This window comes from Bacillus sp. AR2-1, from assembly GCF_008368755.1.
GTDB classification, from domain to species: domain Bacteria; phylum Bacillota; class Bacilli; order Bacillales; family Bacillaceae_G; genus Bacillus_A; species Bacillus_A wiedmannii.
In genome coordinates, this window is sequence record NZ_QORY01000001.1 from 418426 (window position 1) to 434603 (window position 16178).

Consider the following 16178-nt stretch of genomic DNA (forward strand, 5'->3'; position numbering starts at 1 on the left):
CTCCTCAAAATAAAGGTTTTTGAATGCTGCTTAATATCTCTGCACATCTTTTACAGAGATATCAATCATCACTTTTACTATAAAATAGAAAATCTACAAACGTTGCATACTTTCCATTTTGTATATACTTCCTCATAGCGTCACTTATATATATCAACCACCAATATGTGACATTTCAATTTTAGGTATTCTTTTTTTACTTGTATTATTTAAGCGTTCATCTGAATAACGATCTTCTCGGTTGTTCCATATATCACGTACGATATATGTTATTTCCTCGTCAGTGTATCCAGATCGAAGTAGTTCTCTCAAGTCATTTCCTTTAGAAGCGAACAAACAAGTATATAATTTTCCTTCTGCAGAAATACGTGCTCTCGTACATGATGAACAGAAGGAATCTGTTACTGATGAAATAATACCTATTTCTTCATCACTTCCAATATAACGATAGCGAGTAGCAACTTCACCTGCATAATTCGCTTCTATCCGTTCTAATGGCATAACTTGATGAATGGCATCTACTATCTCTTGTTTCGAGACGACCTCTTTTAATTCCCAACCGTTATAATTTCCAACGTCCATATACTCAATAAACCGAAGAATATGTTTATTTTCCTTAAAGTATTGCGCCATCTGCAAAATATCTTGTTCATTTTTCCCTTTTTGAACGACCATGTTAATTTTAATTTTCATACCAACTTTAGCTGCAGCCTGTATTCCTTCCAGGACCCTTTGCACTTTGCTTCTATTACCATTCAAATAGAAAAACCGATCTTCTTCTAAGGAATCTAAACTAACTGTCACACGTGATAAACCCGCCTTATATAAATCAGGAGCAAACTTTTTCAGTAGTGATCCATTGGTTGTTAAACCGATATCCTCCACACCCTCTATTTTATTAAGGCACTCAATAAGCTGCGGAAGACCTCTTCGAAGTAACGGTTCTCCGCCCGTAATTCGTAACTTTCTTACACCTAAAGAAACAAAAATACGTGTTATCCTTTCAATCTCATCAAAAGATAAAATTTTATCATTAGACAAAAACGAATAATCCGGACCAAATATTTCTTCTGGCATACAATAGCGACAGCGAAAATTACAGCGATCAGTAACAGAAATACGTAAATCCTTTAAAGGGCGTTGTAGTTTGTCTAATGTGACAGATTTCATATTTATTGCCTCGCTTTTACTTATTTTATATTTATAACACGCTCTGGATGCGTATATACATTTAAGGATTGATTCCGAATAAACCCTATCGTAGTAATACCTAATTCTTCTGCTAGCTGCAAAGCCAACTCGGTTGGAGCTGATTTTGACAATATAATTTCACAACCGATCTTTGCAACTTTCAATAATATTTCCGAAGAAATACGACCACTAAAAACAATAATTTTATCTTTTATAGAAATATTATTTTTTAAACAATAACCGTAAATTTTATCTAATGCATTATGCCTACCGATATCCATTCGGCTTAAAATAATGCCATTCACATCGCACAAAGATGCATTATGAACGCCACCTGTATGTTGAAACGTCTCCGCAGATTGCTGCATTTCTTTCATTAATCGAAAGCAGTCTTCTGCAGCAACCTGTACATGGACACCATTCATTTTTTTAGCGCTTAGTGCATCATTTGCAAAAACAAACCCTTGTCTACTCATACCACAACAGGAAGTAATATATCGTTTATTTTGCATTTTTTCATAATACGGATTTACTTTTGTCGTTGTTACATGTACAAATCCTTCTTTTTCCTGTACCCATATGTCATCAATATCTTCATACTTCCGAATAATCCCTTCAGATGCCAAGAACCCGATTACCATGTCTTCTATATATTCTGGAGTACTAACCATTGTAACAAACTCCTGTCCGTTCATTTTGATCGTGACTGGAAACTCTGTTACAATGCTGTCCTCTATATGTTTAAACGCCCCTTGTTCATAACGGAAGATTTCTCTTTCTACCTGTATCGGTTTCACGATCAGTATCCTTCTCTCACGTTATATTTTTATCAAAAACAAATACCGAAACTGCAATATCCTCTTCTACTTTCATATCTGAAAATAAATTCACTAATTTCGCTCCAACAAGTTCCTCCAAGTGTTCACGGGAATTCGCAGCATACACTTCTTGAATCATTTTCGTTCTAGCCATATGAACCATTTCCGCACCGTCCATCGTACTTGAAATGAATTTTTCAGTAGGTGTTAAGTTTCCATAAAGGGTTGCAATCGCCATATTTTCAGCAAATACAGTATGAATTCGTTCTGGCCCTTTTCCGAAAAGTTCTTTTCGAAGTTTTCGTATCATATCATTAAATTCATGTACTTTTTTTGACATACAATTATACCTCCCAAAAGCCTCATTTTACTTTATTATATATTTTACCAAAATGATCCTTCCGCCCAAACTATTTCGTACAAACATTTGGGCGAAAAGGTTCACTTCATGAAGTTTATTCGTCTTTTAACCCTTTCCCCATACCTTTTAAGAAATGAAGTCCAAACCCGATAGCACGGTTAATGTCTGGGTCTTTCAATACTTTCATAAGATCGAATACCCCTACTTTTTTGTTACTCTCTAGATGTTCATTACCTTCTTCTAGTCCTACTAATAAGCTACCTATAAGCTTTTTCGTAAGCCCCGGATCAAGTTCTGTTAAAGCACCCGCAGCACCCATCATATTATTAATTAAATTCGTAACAGGCTCACGAGTCACTTGGCCAAGAACAATCTTTGCGATCGGTTCTTTCGCCTTTAGCATAGAATTTGCAGCTTCTAGCATTCCGATGTCATTTAATTCCCCAACAATATTAAACATTTGATTTAAAGCTTCTTCATTATTAGCTAGAAGCTCTTTTAAATCATCTAATTTTTGCTGTTTTATTTCTTCCTCAGTTAATTCTTGTTTTTGAATCACTTTTATAGGTGCAGCCATATTTTTCTCCTCCTACTTATCCGTTAAATGCACATACCCTGGACGTGCCCACTTACGATTTACCTCAATACCAGCTTGAGGATGACGTTTTTTGTTACGCGGGTTCGCTTTTGGCATCGGATTTGCGCCATCAACTTCTAGCACTTCCATACGCACTTTCGTCTGTTTATAAGCAGGTGTGTTCGTACGTACGTCCACAGCAGGACCTGTTAAGAAATTAATTGCTGTTTCATTATCTGTAGAGTTCATCGGTAAATATAACTCATTTTCTTTTACACGGTCTGTTACAAGTGCACGTAATTTTAATGCTCCAAAAGGAGAAACAAGACGAACTAATGAACCTGTTTTCACTCCACGTTCTTTTGCAAGTGCTGGAGAAACTTCTACAAACACACCAGGTACTTTCGTTTGAATACCTGTTGATTTATTTGTCATATTCCCTTCATGGAAATGCTCAAGCATACGACCGTTATTAATGTGAAGATCGAACTCCGCTGGGAATTCAGCTGGACGTACCCAGTCAGCAATCGCAAAACGAGCTCTTTTATCTGGGAAGTTAAATCCATCTTGGAACAGAAGTGGTGTATTCGTTCCATCAAAACTTCCCCAATGGAAACTATTCCACCCTTCAAGTACTTCATAGTTTGCTTGTGAGAATAGTGGTGATAAACTTGCCATTTCAGCAAAAATTTCACTTGGATGGCTATAATTCCAGTTTGCACCTAATTTATTCGCAATCTCCTGCACAATCCACCAATCTGGCTTCGCATCTCCAAGCGTAGGAAGAACTTGATACAATCTTTGTACACGACGCTCTGTATTTGTGAAAGTACCTTCTTTCTCAAGAGACGGTGCTGCCGGTAATACAACATCTGCATATTGAGCAGTTTTAGATAAGAAAACGTCTTGTACAACGAAGAAATCAAGGCTTGATAACACTTCATGTACGTGGTTCGCATTAGAGTCTACAAGAGCCATATCCTCTCCGACAAGATACATAGCTTTCATTTTCCCTTCATCAATTGCGTGAAGCATTTCAATATTATTAAGACCTGGTTCACTATTAATTTTCACTCCGTAAGCCATTTCAAATTTCGCACGTTCCATATCGTTAGTAACGTGCTGATATCCAGGAAGCCATCCTGGTAAAGTACCCATATCACAAGCACCTTGTACGTTATTATGACCTCGAAGTGGATATGCACCAGCACCTGGACGACGATAATTACCTGTTGCAAGCAGTAAGTTTGAAATCGCAGCGGAAGTATCCGATCCACCTGTATTTTGCGTTACTCCCATACCCCAAAGGATACATGTACCATCTGCATCACGAATCATTTCAGCCATTTGAATAAGTATTTCTTTTGAAATACCAGTCATTTCTTCTGCATAATCAAGTGTATATTCTGTAAGACTCTCTTTAAAATCTTCAAAGAAGTTTACATTCTCATCAATAAATCGTTGAAAGTGCCAGCCTTGGTCAATCATATATTTCGTAACAGCCATTAACCATACTTGATCTGTTCCTTGTTTTGGACTAATAAAAACGTCTGAACGCTCTGCCATTTCTGTTTTACGAAGATCAGCCACAATTAATTTTTGTCCGTGTAATTTATGCGCACGTTTAATACGTGTAGCTAAAACAGGATGACCTTCTGTCGGATTACAACCTACAATAATAACAAGACCGGATTTTGCGATATCTTTAATCGTTCCAGCATCTCCGCCCATACCAATTGTACGGAATAATCCGTCTGTCGCTGGCGATTGACAATAACGTGAGCAGTTATCAATATTATTCGTTTCAAATACTTGTCGAGCTAATTTCTGAATTACATAATTGTCTTCATTCGTAATTTTAGATGAAGAAATAAAGCCGACAGCATCTTTACCGTATTCTTCTTTAATAGATCCTAATTTACTTGCAACTACATTTAGTGCTTCTTCCCATGTAGATTCAACAAACGTTCCATTTTTACGAATTAAAGGTTTCGTAATTCTTTCTTTAGAATTTACGAAATCCCAACCGAATTTTCCTTTTACACAAGTAGAAATTGCGTTAACTGGCGCATCAGAAGAAGGTTGTACTTTAAGGATTTTACGCCCTTTCGTCCACACTTCAAATGAACAACCTACACCACAAAATGTACATACTGTTTTCGTTTTCTTCGTACGAGTATCACGCATAGCCGCTTCCACTTCTGATACCGCAAAAATGCCGCTATATCCAGGCTCAACTTCTTTAATTAAATCTACCATCGGTTCAAGAATATCTGGTTTTAATCCCGTCATAAATCCAGCTTCACCGAGCATCGTTTTCTCCATTAAAGCATTACAAGGACAAATGGTTACACATTGACCACAGCTCACGCATGAAGAATCATTAATATTTACTCCTTCATCCCAAATAACTCGTGGACGTTCCGCTTCCCAGTCTATTGATAACGTTTCATTTACTTGTAAGTTTTGACAAACCTCAACACATTGACCGCATGCAATACATTGATTAGGATCGTAGCGATAAAACGGATGCGTCATATCAACTTCACTTGCATCTACTTTTGGTTCATAAGGATATTTTTGATGTTCAATCTCCATTAATTCTGCTGTATTATGCAGTTTACAGTTCCCATTGTTGTTGTCACATACTGTACAGTATAATAAATGATTTTCTAGTAACCTATCCATTGCCTCTGTTTGTGCTTCTTTGGCATGAGCAGAATTACGTTCAATGTTCATACCTTCTGTCACTACTGCCGAACAAGAGCGCACTAACTTTCCGTCAACCTCTACAATACAAGTGTCACATGTTTGAATAGGATCTACTTCTGGCACGTAACAAATTTGCGGATGTTCAATCCCGTTCTCATTAATAACACCCAATATCGTTGAACCAGGCTCCGCTGTATACTTTTTTCCGTCAATTGTAATATGAACCATGTTGTTATTCATGGTCTTTCCCCCTTTTTGAGAATAAAAAAACTCCACCACGAAAATATACGCACCACATTTCGGCACGTTATTATCATGGTGGAGTAGTTTATTAGCACATCTTGCTAAAATACCAATCCATTTATTCATAAATAAAACGATAGATTCATAACAGGTCATATCACGATTCCATCTTTAACACTATAATTATAGCGTTAAAGATGGAAATATACAATATAAAATTTAAACTACGCATATGTCAGCACGGAACTATCCATAATAACCCATATAAAACATAACAAGGAGTAAGCGAACAAATGGGGTCTTTTAATAAATGGATACGTGGTGAAAAATCTTTCTCTGCACAAGAACAAGCTGATCACCTTTTAAATAAATCTATATCTTCCTCTCTTTCCCTTAATCTAAAGCACTTGTCCAAACTTTTTAGCGGTATTCCAGAATTAATTACACGTACTTTTCCGTTAAAAAACGGAAAAGAAGCTGCAATTATATATATGGAAGGACTTGTAGACAAAACCGTTATTAACATTGATATTCTTCGACCTCTCCTATTTAAAGAGTGGAATGAAGTTGATTGTTGGGAATCCTCAGTTACAGTCGGGAATATAAAGAAAGTTCAGCAGTGGTCCGACATTGAACATTCCCTTTTACATGGTAAAAGCATTTTATTTATAAATGGACAACTTACAGCATTAGAACTAGATACGCAATCGGCGCCAAAAAGAAGTATTGAAGAACCTACAACAGAAACTGCTATAAAAAGCTCCCACGAAGGATTTAATGAAGTAGCGAGCGACAGTCTTGCACTTATTCGTCGATATATTCCAAATCGCGAATTGAAAGTGAAGGAATTCACTGTTGGTGAACGAGCTACTTCAAAGGTTTTTTTGCTGTACTTAGCAGATGTTGCAAACGAAGACGTTGTACAAGAAATGGCATGCCGTATCGAATCAATCAAAGTGGATGCCATTATTACTACCGGAGAATTAGAAGGCTTTGTTGAAGATAATTCCTATACTCTCTTTCCGCAATTATCAATAACCGAACGCCCTGATACAACGGCCCATCACATTTTGGATGGACGAATTGCTGTTGTTGTAGACCGCTCATCCGGCGTATTAATTGGACCTATGACCTTTTCATCTTTTTTTTCAGACGATAGATGATTACAGCTTCCGGCCAATGATTCCATCTTTCATACGACTACTTCGTTTTACCGGACTATTTATTGCAATATTTGCTCCAGCTCTTTATATTGCTATGATTTCCTTTCATTATGAAGTGATTCCACTTAAATTATTGTTAACAATTGGAGAATCTCGAGCTAAAATTCCTTTCCCCCCCATATTAGAAGCACTTTTGATGGAACTAGTACTTGAAATGCTCCGCGAAGCTGCGGTTCGGCTTCCTGGTCCCGTTGGACAAACGATTGGAGTCGTAGGAGGGATTGTCATTGGGCAAGCTGCTGTCCAAGCAGGAATAGTAAGTAATGTTATGGTTATCGTCGTATCTATTACTGCAGTCGCTTCTTTTATCATCCCTAACATGGAAATGTCAGCAGGAATTCGGCTTCTTCGCTTTCCAATGATGATAACCGCTTCTTTGTTTGGGGTCATTGGAATTATGGTCGGGATGGCAGTTATCATCATCCATATTCTTTCTATGGAATCACTTGGTGTTCCTTATGGTAGTCCTTTTTCTCCGTCATTTGCTTCAGATTTAAAAGACATTCTTGTACGTTTACCATGGAAACTAATGAAGAAACGACCACTATCCCTTAACTTAAAACAAGAGAATCGACAACGCGATATAGAAGAAACGGAGGAAGATAAGTGACAAAGCGTGCAAAGAGGGAGATTAGTTTATTTCAATACATTTTAACGATTAGTGGTGTTCAAGTAGGGTTCGGTGTACTTACACTGCCACGTGAAGTTGCGCAAGGGGCGAATACAGATGGCTGGATGTCTATTATAATAGGGTGCGCTATCACTACTTTAGTCAGTCTATGTATTGTAAAAATTATGGAAAAACATCCCGGGTATACTTTACTTGATGTGCTAACTCGTTATCTTGGGAAGTGGCTAGGAAGAGTAGGAATGATTTTTTGGATTTTATATGCTGTTCTTGCAGCTGTATCCTTAATTTTTTCCCTCTTATACGTTATTCACATTTGGATTTTACCTAGATCTCCAATGTTTTTAATCATGATGTTATTATCTATCCCAATGGTTATGCTCGCATGTAAAGGTGTTCTTATTATTAGCCGCTATGCTGTTTTTACTGTCTTATTTACACTCTGGATGCCATTGCTATTATTTATCCCACTTAAAGACGGGCATTGGGTTTATCTTCTTCCTCTCCTTAAAGAGGGATGGCTACCAGTTTTCAACACAGTAAAATCAACTATTATTGTCTTTCTCGGATTTGAGTTTGCATTTGTCCTTTATCCTTATCTCAGTAATAAATCATCTGCAAAAAAAGGAATCGTTATTGCAAATATGATTACTTTATTCGTTTACCTGCAAGTTACGTTCGTTTCTTTCGTTTATTTTAGCCCAGATGGTATAACTAAGTTTTTATGGCCCACTCTTTCTCTTGTTACACCATTTCACTTTTCATTTCTGGAACGGTTTGAAATTATCTTTTTGTCATTTTATCTCTTCATTATTTTTGATTCTTGCATTCCTTATATTTTTACTGCCTCAGATGGAATCAATCAGTTACTTAACAAAAAAGGGAGTTCATTACCTGTTTGGTTTTTATTATTCGGGTGTGTTTTCGTTTTATTTTTTTATATCCCATCCTCGTATCAAATAAGTGCATTGCGGGAATTTTGGGGAACTGCAAGTTATTTTATCGTTTTTCTATTCCCAGTCGTATTTCTCTTATACATGACACTTTATCAGCATTGGAAAAGGAGAAAAATTTAAATGAGACGCTTTATTTTCACTATATTTTGCTTTCTCATAACCTTTTTAACAGGATGTGGAGGAGATCGGCTTGACTTAGAAAAACAATCCATTTCATTAATTTACGGGTTTGATGCAAAAGCAAAAGGAAAATTAATTGTATACCACGTAAACCCTATTTTTAATGAAGATGTGGAGAAAAAATACGAAACTCATGAAGCGACAGTACATACCCCTCGAGAAGCAAAAGCAACATTTAATAGTTCAAGTAGCGGTTTAGTATCTACAGAAAAGTTACAACTCATTTTATTTAGTACGAAATTTTTAAAACAAGAAGGAGCTATGCCTTACCTTGATGTTTGGTATCGCGACCCTAAAAATACTGGAAATATGCGCATGGTTGCAGTAGACGGTTCAATCTCTTCAGTTATATATAATAATTTTAAAGATAAGCCTGCACTTCCTGAATATTTAACAGATTTAATTAATACGAACAAACTATACAATCGAACCGCGTTTACGACATTCCATGAATTCCATAGGCAAACTTTTAATAAAGGTATAACACCTGCTATCTCACAAATAAAAAAAGGTAAAAAAGATATTCTCGTTACCGGCTCTGCATTATTAACTTCTCGCGGAATCTATAAAATGTCTTTAAATCGATATGAAAGTGCCCTTCTTCTATTACAAAATAAAGCGAATATACCCGTTTCACTTACACTGAAAATCCCTTCTAATTCAGTTGAAAGTAATAGTCATCTAAAAGATACAGACGGCGACGACTTCGCAACAATAAATGTTCTTAGCATGAATCGTGACATTCACACAGGCTATAACGATAACCACTTCAAATTTAATATTGCAATGAATTTTAAAGTTTCCGTATCTGAACTTACATTCAACATGGATATAGACAAAGGTAGAAAGAAATTAACTTCACTTATTACAAAACAACTAAACAAAGATTTAAACGATTTAATCCACAAAATTCAAAAACAGCAACTTGATCCATTCGGGTTTGGTGATTATGCGAGAGCATTTCAATATAAAGAATGGAAAACGGTTGAAGACGATTGGCCGAGTGCCTTTTCAAAGTCTAATGTGAAAGTAGCACCTACTATTAAAATTTTAGAGAACGGGATTATTAAATAAAAAAAACACGCTACTTGCTCTTATACGTGCAAAGAGTAAGTAGCGTGTTATCATTTTTATTTTGAAGCTTCCTATACAGTTACGCTTCTGTTTCTGGTTCTTCGTTTTCCGCCTGTTCCAATCTTTGCTGCTCCGCAAGTTCGGCTGAAATCATTCCATAATAAATTTCTGGATACAATCCAAATATTTGATATACACTTCCTAAAAACGGCATCGGAATCCCTCTTTTCTAAAGTTGTATTGCCACTTTTAAGGATTCCCTTTTCATTCATTATACATTCGTTTTTGGCGTTTCTTCTTCATCATGAACGCTTAATAAATTTTGCCACTTTTTATAAGGAGCACTATTTGGATCTACATAACCTTTCGCGTACGAACGATCCCACAATTGTTTAATAAACATTTCTTTCTCTTTCTTTGCAACCATATCGGCACCTGTACCGTAATAGTTTTGGAAATATAACTCAATTTCGTCAAGGAATAATCTTAATAATTCATCAGAAGTTTCTTCTAACGTTGGATCATATTTTGCTTCACGGTCATACATTAAAATCATATCTAAAATATTATGGACATGCTCTTTACGAAGCCATCTAATATCTTGAGCACCTAATACGAACGGATGTGTATATAAATGTCCGCCCTGTATCATAGCTTTTTCTTGTTCTTCTTCAAATCTGGACAAGATGTTTTCATAAATAAACGGATTATGAAGCAATGCTCTGTGTAATTTGTAACTTTCACTTGAAATATTTTTTCCCATCGACTGAATTAAGAAGCTACGTCCAACACCGTTATATTGATACACGAACTGGCCATCAACAGCAACTAAACTAATCCAACGATACATATACGCGTATAGAAGAGCGCGATTACATTTATCGTAATCCAACTTCGTTTGCGTTGCATTTAAGTCTGGCATGAAAGCTGGCAAGTGCCAATATTTATCTAAATGCGGCGTTAAACTAGATTTTTTACTATTCAACTTGTTCACACGGCGATAGTAAGACTGAAAATAATCACCTTTATCATTCATAAATCCATTTGCAATATGTCCAGACGACAGCTTAGGAAAGTCTTGTAGTGATAAACCGTAATGCGCACGATAACAAATGACTTCAAATGGCGAAAAAGCTTCATGTACTGTATCTTTTTCTTTAAACATTTCTTGAATTAATTCCTCTTGCAATTCTTTCTTTAAAGATGGATGTATACCCCAATATTGTAATTCCCTATGATGGGAAACTTTCGGAACGAATGGACTTGCTAAATGGAACAAGTCTTCAATTTTTTCACGGACGTATTCATCACGATCACGCTTCTTATAATCTGCCTCTTTTCGTAACGCCTCAACGATATTCAGCTCTAATTTATCACGATAGCGTATTTGTAATTCATCGTAGCAATAACTTAGTATGTGCTCACGATAAAAATCTTCTACTTTTTTCGATTGAATCTCTTCTGTTTTTGCATCCCGGCAATATTCCCCGTATAAACTCATATAAATTTCCGCAGATATATCTTTCGGTAATACTCCCAAATTTAAATGTTGCTGCATATCTTGCCATATCTTTTCTTGCAACTTCTCTTCAGCTAATACGTATACATTCGTTGGGTTTGTTTTCCCTTCAAATTCCTTGCTTCGTTTTTGAATTTCAAACAATAAATTTTCACGCGTTTCGTGTAAATTATCAAAAAACCTTTCCCAATATTGAATCATTTTATTAACTGCTTGATAAAGCGATTGATAAACGAGTTCTAATAGCATTTCTTTGCGATACTCATTTAATTTGTGTACATACTGCGTTACAATATCTTCAAATTCTTTTTTAAACAAACGCTGCTGATTATTAATCATTTTTCCAAACCAGCCTTGTTGCTGCGCGATTTCTACTCGGCGAACAGCTGTTACCGTTCCATCAATATTACTCACATTAAATTTCTTATCGTAGTTTTGAATTAAATTACGCTTTTGTTCATTATTTTCATGTAGTCGATTCATTTTCTCGACTAACTGCTTTCGAATTTCATACAACATAAAACGAGCTGATACTGGATGAACAGGATCCGTTTTCTTTAAAAACCATGTATTTAATTGATAGGACTGCCCTTCAGAACCACTTGGTGCAAAACGGTCTGATTCAATCATGTCATACAATAGTGTCGTTACATGCTCATGTACGCGGCTCGGAATCGCATACGCATATAAACGAACCGCATGATCTACCCTTGCTACTTCACCTTTCATTTGCTCCATCATTTTCAGTTTAGCAGCCGAAATTTTACACTCGTGCTGCAGTCGGTTTAATTCCTCATCTTTTTGCACCGTACGCTGTACATAACTTTCTACAGCCTCTAAAAACAGTTTAGATTTCGCAACACCGACCTTACCGCCCTCTGCTCCTTCACGCGTTTCATTGTACATTTGTCTATAAAAAATATGAGCCTGTTCTGGACGGGTAGCAAGATGTTCTAAGTCTTCTAAATAACTTTTCCCACGCTCTGGCTTTTCACGTTGCATCCCGCGTTTGACGTCTTGGTCATATCTTTGCTTCTTCTCTTGAAACAGTTGATCTAAATGCAGCCAAGACTCATCTAAACCTTGCACAGCCCATTTTAAAGCACAATATTTTAACACGTGCTCATACGGATAAATAATCTTTGCCGTTCCTGCCCCGCAATATCGTCCTTTCCCACTTGATTCTGCTAATTGCTGAATTTGATTATCTTCCTGTGCAAAATGATTTGCAGACATCGGACTAAATAACTGTAAATAAATCGTATTTGCCATTTGCTCCATATAATCTGATAAATTGTGCAGATGGTGTCCATGTAGATTTTCGTAATCGTATAGGAAACAATAATTGTATGGTAAATGATGTTGTTTAATCGTATGATTCGTTCTTCCGTCTTCATCTACTTGATCAGGTCGATATTCTAATTCAATCGTCACACCGCCACGTTTTGATAATTCTCCAGTGGAACCGAGTGTAATGGCATGTAATTCTTTTAACGAGGCATAGCCGTTTGCTTGCACCGTTTCAAACTCTTTCGCACTAACCGTTCTCGTCTTAACTAAAACATCCGGCATTAAAAACGCACCACGTATTAAAATGTTGTGATGCTGCAGTTTTTTCCGAAGCATTTCACGTAAATATAATGCAATTTGTAGAAACATCCCTGAACCTGTTCCGCCCGCTAGTGATGTTACGATAATGACACGCACTCCATACTCCGTTTGATCGCTTGTAACCGGAAAAATCTTCTCGATTTCTTGCCAAAAGGATGTCAATTTATCTTCTTTCATCGCAGCAAGTAACGCTAAACGGGAAATGACGCGTAACTGTCCTGCCCCTTCTGTCAGTGGTTTATCAAGTATAGTCGGGTCCATCGGAAACCACTCTGGAATCGTTGGATCTCCTGCAATATACTCTCTTGGCGTTTTACTAGAACTCGTTTGCGTCTTAAACTTTCGAATATGATCAAATTTACTCAATGTATTCACATCTGTATCAAATACGTGCATTGCTACCTTTTTTCGGCGCTCCTCAGGTAGCCTTTCATATATTTGATGTGTCACAGTACTACCGATTCCACCTAAACCAATTAATATCGTTGGAACTTGTAACGTCATGTGAACCACCTTCCTATTCTTGCTTGTTTGAAAAGAGGGGAGAAAGATAAGACTCCCTCCTTTTCCCTATCTACTATTCACACTCATATTTGTAAATTTCTTTACCATACCCTCTATCAATTACTAAAAGTTCATTTGGATATAGCGTCTTATGTTCCATTCCAACCTCATCTTCTGTTATAAACATCCCATCAATAATCATTCCTACTACTTGTGACTCTTTCGCTACAAATATTGATTTCGATCCTTTCTTTGCTATAAACGTAACGGATTGCACAGTCTTTCTTTCTGCTCGGAATGGAATGCCAAAATAGTGTTTCCACCATTTATTTTTAAGTAATTCTGGCTCAGATTGATATAACCAATCTTTCGCTACCTCTTGATCCCATTCGTAATACAATAGTGCTTTTCGGTGAAATCTTGGACGAACAATCCATCCTAAAACGATTATTCCTACTACTAACAATAATAAAGTGATAGGAATAACAAACTTAAAAATAAGCGCATATTTTTCATAGAACGGTGCATTTTGAATATGAAGTGATATATTTTTCTTTACTTCTTGTAATTTTGAATCTTGCACTACGATGGTAGCTTCTACGGTGCCGGTATCTGTAAAATTGAATGTGTCGGAGTAATGAGGGCGAGGATAAATATAAATTTGATTATCCTGTTGTTTTATTTCATAGTTGATTGATTGTTTAGATGTGACACCAGTAGATTTTAATAGTTTCTTTACAGCTTCTTCTGTCATCGGCTTACCATCTAACTGTGGTTGTATAATAAACGGTTTACTATTCTCTAAATTCGTTACTTTTTCCTCATAATCTTTCGTAATAGTTTGCAATGATAATTTTGGTTTTTCAGTTACTTCAATTTTAAATTCCTTCGTCTGTCTGTAAAACCCCTTTATGTTCATATGAACTTTCCCGCGCACTAACCCTTTATCGATCTTCGTTTCGTAGTAAAATACATGTTTTTTATCGTCCCACTTCATCGGGTACTGTTTTCCGTCTATTTCTACTTCTGACTGAAAATATGAAGACTGAATTGGTAATTCCGTAGGCTTCGCTTCAATAACAGCAGTAACACCTTCGTACATTTTCTCCACATTTTTTTGACTACTATCGTCTTTGTCATAAGTAGAAACAGTATAGTTAAGCGCCGGTTCAACTAGTACTTGTAATCCTTCTTTCTCAATATCTCGATCCACTTCTATCGTATACGTTCCTGGTTTAATAACTTCGTGATTTTCCGTACTTATATGAACTATATTTCCGAATAATTTCGCTTCTCCTGGTGCATGTATGGAATAAGAAGATTGTAATTGTAATGGTTTAGAAATTTGTGTGACCTGATAATTAGACAAAGAAGGCGATTGCCGTACAAGCGTCATACGCTTTAACGGGAATGGTGTTGTAATCTCTACTTTCTTTCCTACTACTTTCGTTTTTACAATCGATTCAACCGAGGAGAACGGATCACGATTTGCAACTAATGCTGCCACTTGATTGACGCTTTTTACAATACCATCCTCTCCACTAGATGGCATCGTAACGCCATTTATCTCTTTCTTCCATATTTCTTTAAACGTATTTAGTTGTGCCTTTTCTTGCTGCCCTAAATCCTCTTCCATTGTAATTAAAATTGGATGTAACGATATCTTTTTTGCATCCATTTCTTTCTTAAACTGTGCTAGCTTCTGTGTAATTTGTTCTTTTCCGCCAACCTTATCTTTCTCTAAATCATTAAATGCCCCGTCAGTTAAGACAATAAGCCAAAATTCACGTTTTCCATCTATATCTGCTTCCTTTTTTATAGATTGCATCGCCGTCTCTACTGCGCTAAACGGAGTATTTAAATACGTTTTCCATGCTCCAATTCCCTCAATTTCTGTTTGTCTCTTATCCTTCGTTAACGAAATGTTTAATGGATCATTCGGCTTGCTCATTGGAACATAAGAGAATTTATCTTTTTCATCTAATAGCGCAACTAAACTTTGCAAAGCATAATTGGCATATTTCCAGCGATCGTTATTTCTCATGCTGCCCGAATCATCATATACAAGTGAAACGACCCTTTCCTTTGCCTCCTCTCCTTTTGCAAAAGTCCAAAAAGGATGTAACCATATAAATAGAAACAACATGAATGTGGCACAAATTCGAATTTTCATGATGAGGCTTCGCCACCTTTGTAGACAAATTCCTATGTTTAAATTTATGAGAGGATACAAGATATATGACTTGTATTTTAGGACAACTAGCGCAGCATAACTTTATTATGTAAACAGATATATATATTGAATATGATTCCTTCTAGCGTTTTCTATCCGATACTATAAGTAAAAAAGCCTGTTTAAGCTCTACACTTAAAACAGACTTTTCCTACTTTTCATATTGAAAACAAGCATCAAAAAGTTTGATTTTAAATTAACACATCACTTCAATTGTAAATCCGCCAGGTGCTTCAACGTCAACTACCCCCACTGAGATGAAGCGTTTCAGTGGGGGCTTGAGTTCGAACGCTAGGTCTTTTCGTCTATCGCTAGACAGTTTGACGCTCTAGCATTCATGCCACCTTC

General features: G+C 36.4%; 10 protein-coding genes and 1 pseudogene. 3 read left to right on the top strand and 8 right to left on the bottom strand.

Features of this window, described 5'->3' with window-relative positions:
* Window positions 1-153: 153 nt before the first annotated feature.
* The 5 genes from moaA to fdhF all read right to left on the bottom strand — a co-directional run bounded on the left by moaA (window position 154) and on the right by fdhF (window position 5899).
* Complete coding sequence (gene moaA, locus DT250_RS02180; protein ID WP_218951289.1) at window positions 154-1170, bottom strand: GTP 3',8-cyclase MoaA; 1017 nt, start codon at window positions 1168-1170, stop codon at window positions 154-156.
* 20 nt (window positions 1171-1190) lie between these two features.
* Window positions 1191-1988 carry a formate dehydrogenase accessory sulfurtransferase FdhD gene (gene fdhD / locus DT250_RS02185; protein WP_097907361.1) on the bottom strand — a complete coding sequence of 266 codons (798 nt, stop codon included), beginning with the start codon at window positions 1986-1988 and terminating at the stop codon, window positions 1191-1193.
* A 16-nt stretch (window positions 1989-2004) separates the two neighbouring features.
* Window positions 2005-2349, bottom strand: a complete 345-nt coding sequence (locus DT250_RS02190) for a Na-translocating system protein MpsC family protein (RefSeq protein ID WP_000039582.1) — start codon at window positions 2347-2349, stop codon at window positions 2005-2007.
* Between the two features lie 115 nt (window positions 2350-2464).
* Window positions 2465-2947: a helical membrane plugin domain-containing protein gene (locus DT250_RS02195; protein ID WP_149212425.1), complete on the bottom strand. Its 483-nt coding sequence runs from the start codon at window positions 2945-2947 to the stop codon at window positions 2465-2467.
* A 12-nt stretch (window positions 2948-2959) separates the two neighbouring features.
* Entirely contained in the window at window positions 2960-5899 is a 2940-nt protein-coding gene (gene fdhF, locus DT250_RS02200; RefSeq protein ID WP_149212426.1) for a formate dehydrogenase subunit alpha, read from the bottom strand.
* Window positions 5900-6195: 296 nt separating this feature from the next.
* On the opposite strand from fdhF, the pseudogene DT250_RS02205 reads away from it, so the two are divergent.
* The 3 genes and pseudogenes from DT250_RS02205 to DT250_RS02215 all read left to right on the top strand — a co-directional run bounded on the left by DT250_RS02205 (window position 6196) and on the right by DT250_RS02215 (window position 9963).
* A pseudogene (locus DT250_RS02205) lies at window positions 6196-7735 on the top strand (spore germination protein).
* Window positions 7732-8829, top strand: coding sequence for an endospore germination permease (locus DT250_RS02210; RefSeq protein ID WP_149212427.1), 1098 nt, complete (start codon window positions 7732-7734; stop codon window positions 8827-8829). Before DT250_RS02205 ends, DT250_RS02210 begins: the two are co-directional and overlap by 4 nt.
* The gene (locus DT250_RS02215; protein WP_149212428.1) at window positions 8830-9963 is read left to right on the top strand and encodes a Ger(x)C family spore germination protein; all 1134 of its coding nucleotides are present in this window, start codon (window positions 8830-8832) and stop codon (window positions 9961-9963) included. It begins immediately after the preceding gene.
* 79 nt (window positions 9964-10042) lie between these two features.
* Here the strand turns inward: DT250_RS02215 and DT250_RS02220 are convergent, their stop codons facing one another.
* The 3 genes from DT250_RS02220 to DT250_RS02230 form a co-directional block, all read right to left on the bottom strand.
* Window positions 10043-10177 carry a hypothetical protein gene (locus DT250_RS02220; protein ID WP_001116178.1) on the bottom strand — a complete coding sequence of 45 codons (135 nt, stop codon included), beginning with the start codon at window positions 10175-10177 and terminating at the stop codon, window positions 10043-10045.
* Window positions 10178-10234: 57 nt separating this feature from the next.
* Window positions 10235-13597: a tubulin-like doman-containing protein gene (locus DT250_RS02225; RefSeq protein ID WP_046957761.1), complete on the bottom strand. Its 3363-nt coding sequence runs from the start codon at window positions 13595-13597 to the stop codon at window positions 10235-10237.
* Between the two features lie 73 nt (window positions 13598-13670).
* Entirely contained in the window at window positions 13671-15770 is a 2100-nt protein-coding gene (locus tag DT250_RS02230; protein WP_087982149.1) for a vWA domain-containing protein, read from the bottom strand.
* Window positions 15771-16178 lie beyond the last annotated feature (408 nt).

Excerpts from the sequence above, each read along its gene's own strand:
- moaA (WP_218951289.1), bottom strand. The coding sequence starts at position 1,170 with ATGAAATCTGTCACATTAGACAAACTACAACGCCCTTTAAAGGATTTA.
- DT250_RS02190 (WP_000039582.1), bottom strand. The coding sequence starts at position 2,349 with ATGTCAAAAAAAGTACATGAATTTAATGATATGATACGAAAACTTCGA.
- DT250_RS02195 (WP_149212425.1), bottom strand. The coding sequence starts at position 2,947 with ATGGCTGCACCTATAAAAGTGATTCAAAAACAAGAATTAACTGAGGAA.
- fdhF (WP_149212426.1), bottom strand. The coding sequence starts at position 5,899 with ATGAATAACAACATGGTTCATATTACAATTGACGGAAAAAAGTATACA.
- DT250_RS02215 (WP_149212428.1), top strand. The coding sequence starts at position 8,830 with ATGAGACGCTTTATTTTCACTATATTTTGCTTTCTCATAACCTTTTTA.
- DT250_RS02220 (WP_001116178.1), bottom strand. The coding sequence starts at position 10,177 with ATGCCGTTTTTAGGAAGTGTATATCAAATATTTGGATTGTATCCAGAA.
- DT250_RS02225 (WP_046957761.1), bottom strand. The coding sequence starts at position 13,597 with ATGACGTTACAAGTTCCAACGATATTAATTGGTTTAGGTGGAATCGGT.
- DT250_RS02230 (WP_087982149.1), bottom strand. The coding sequence starts at position 15,770 with ATGAAAATTCGAATTTGTGCCACATTCATGTTGTTTCTATTTATATGG.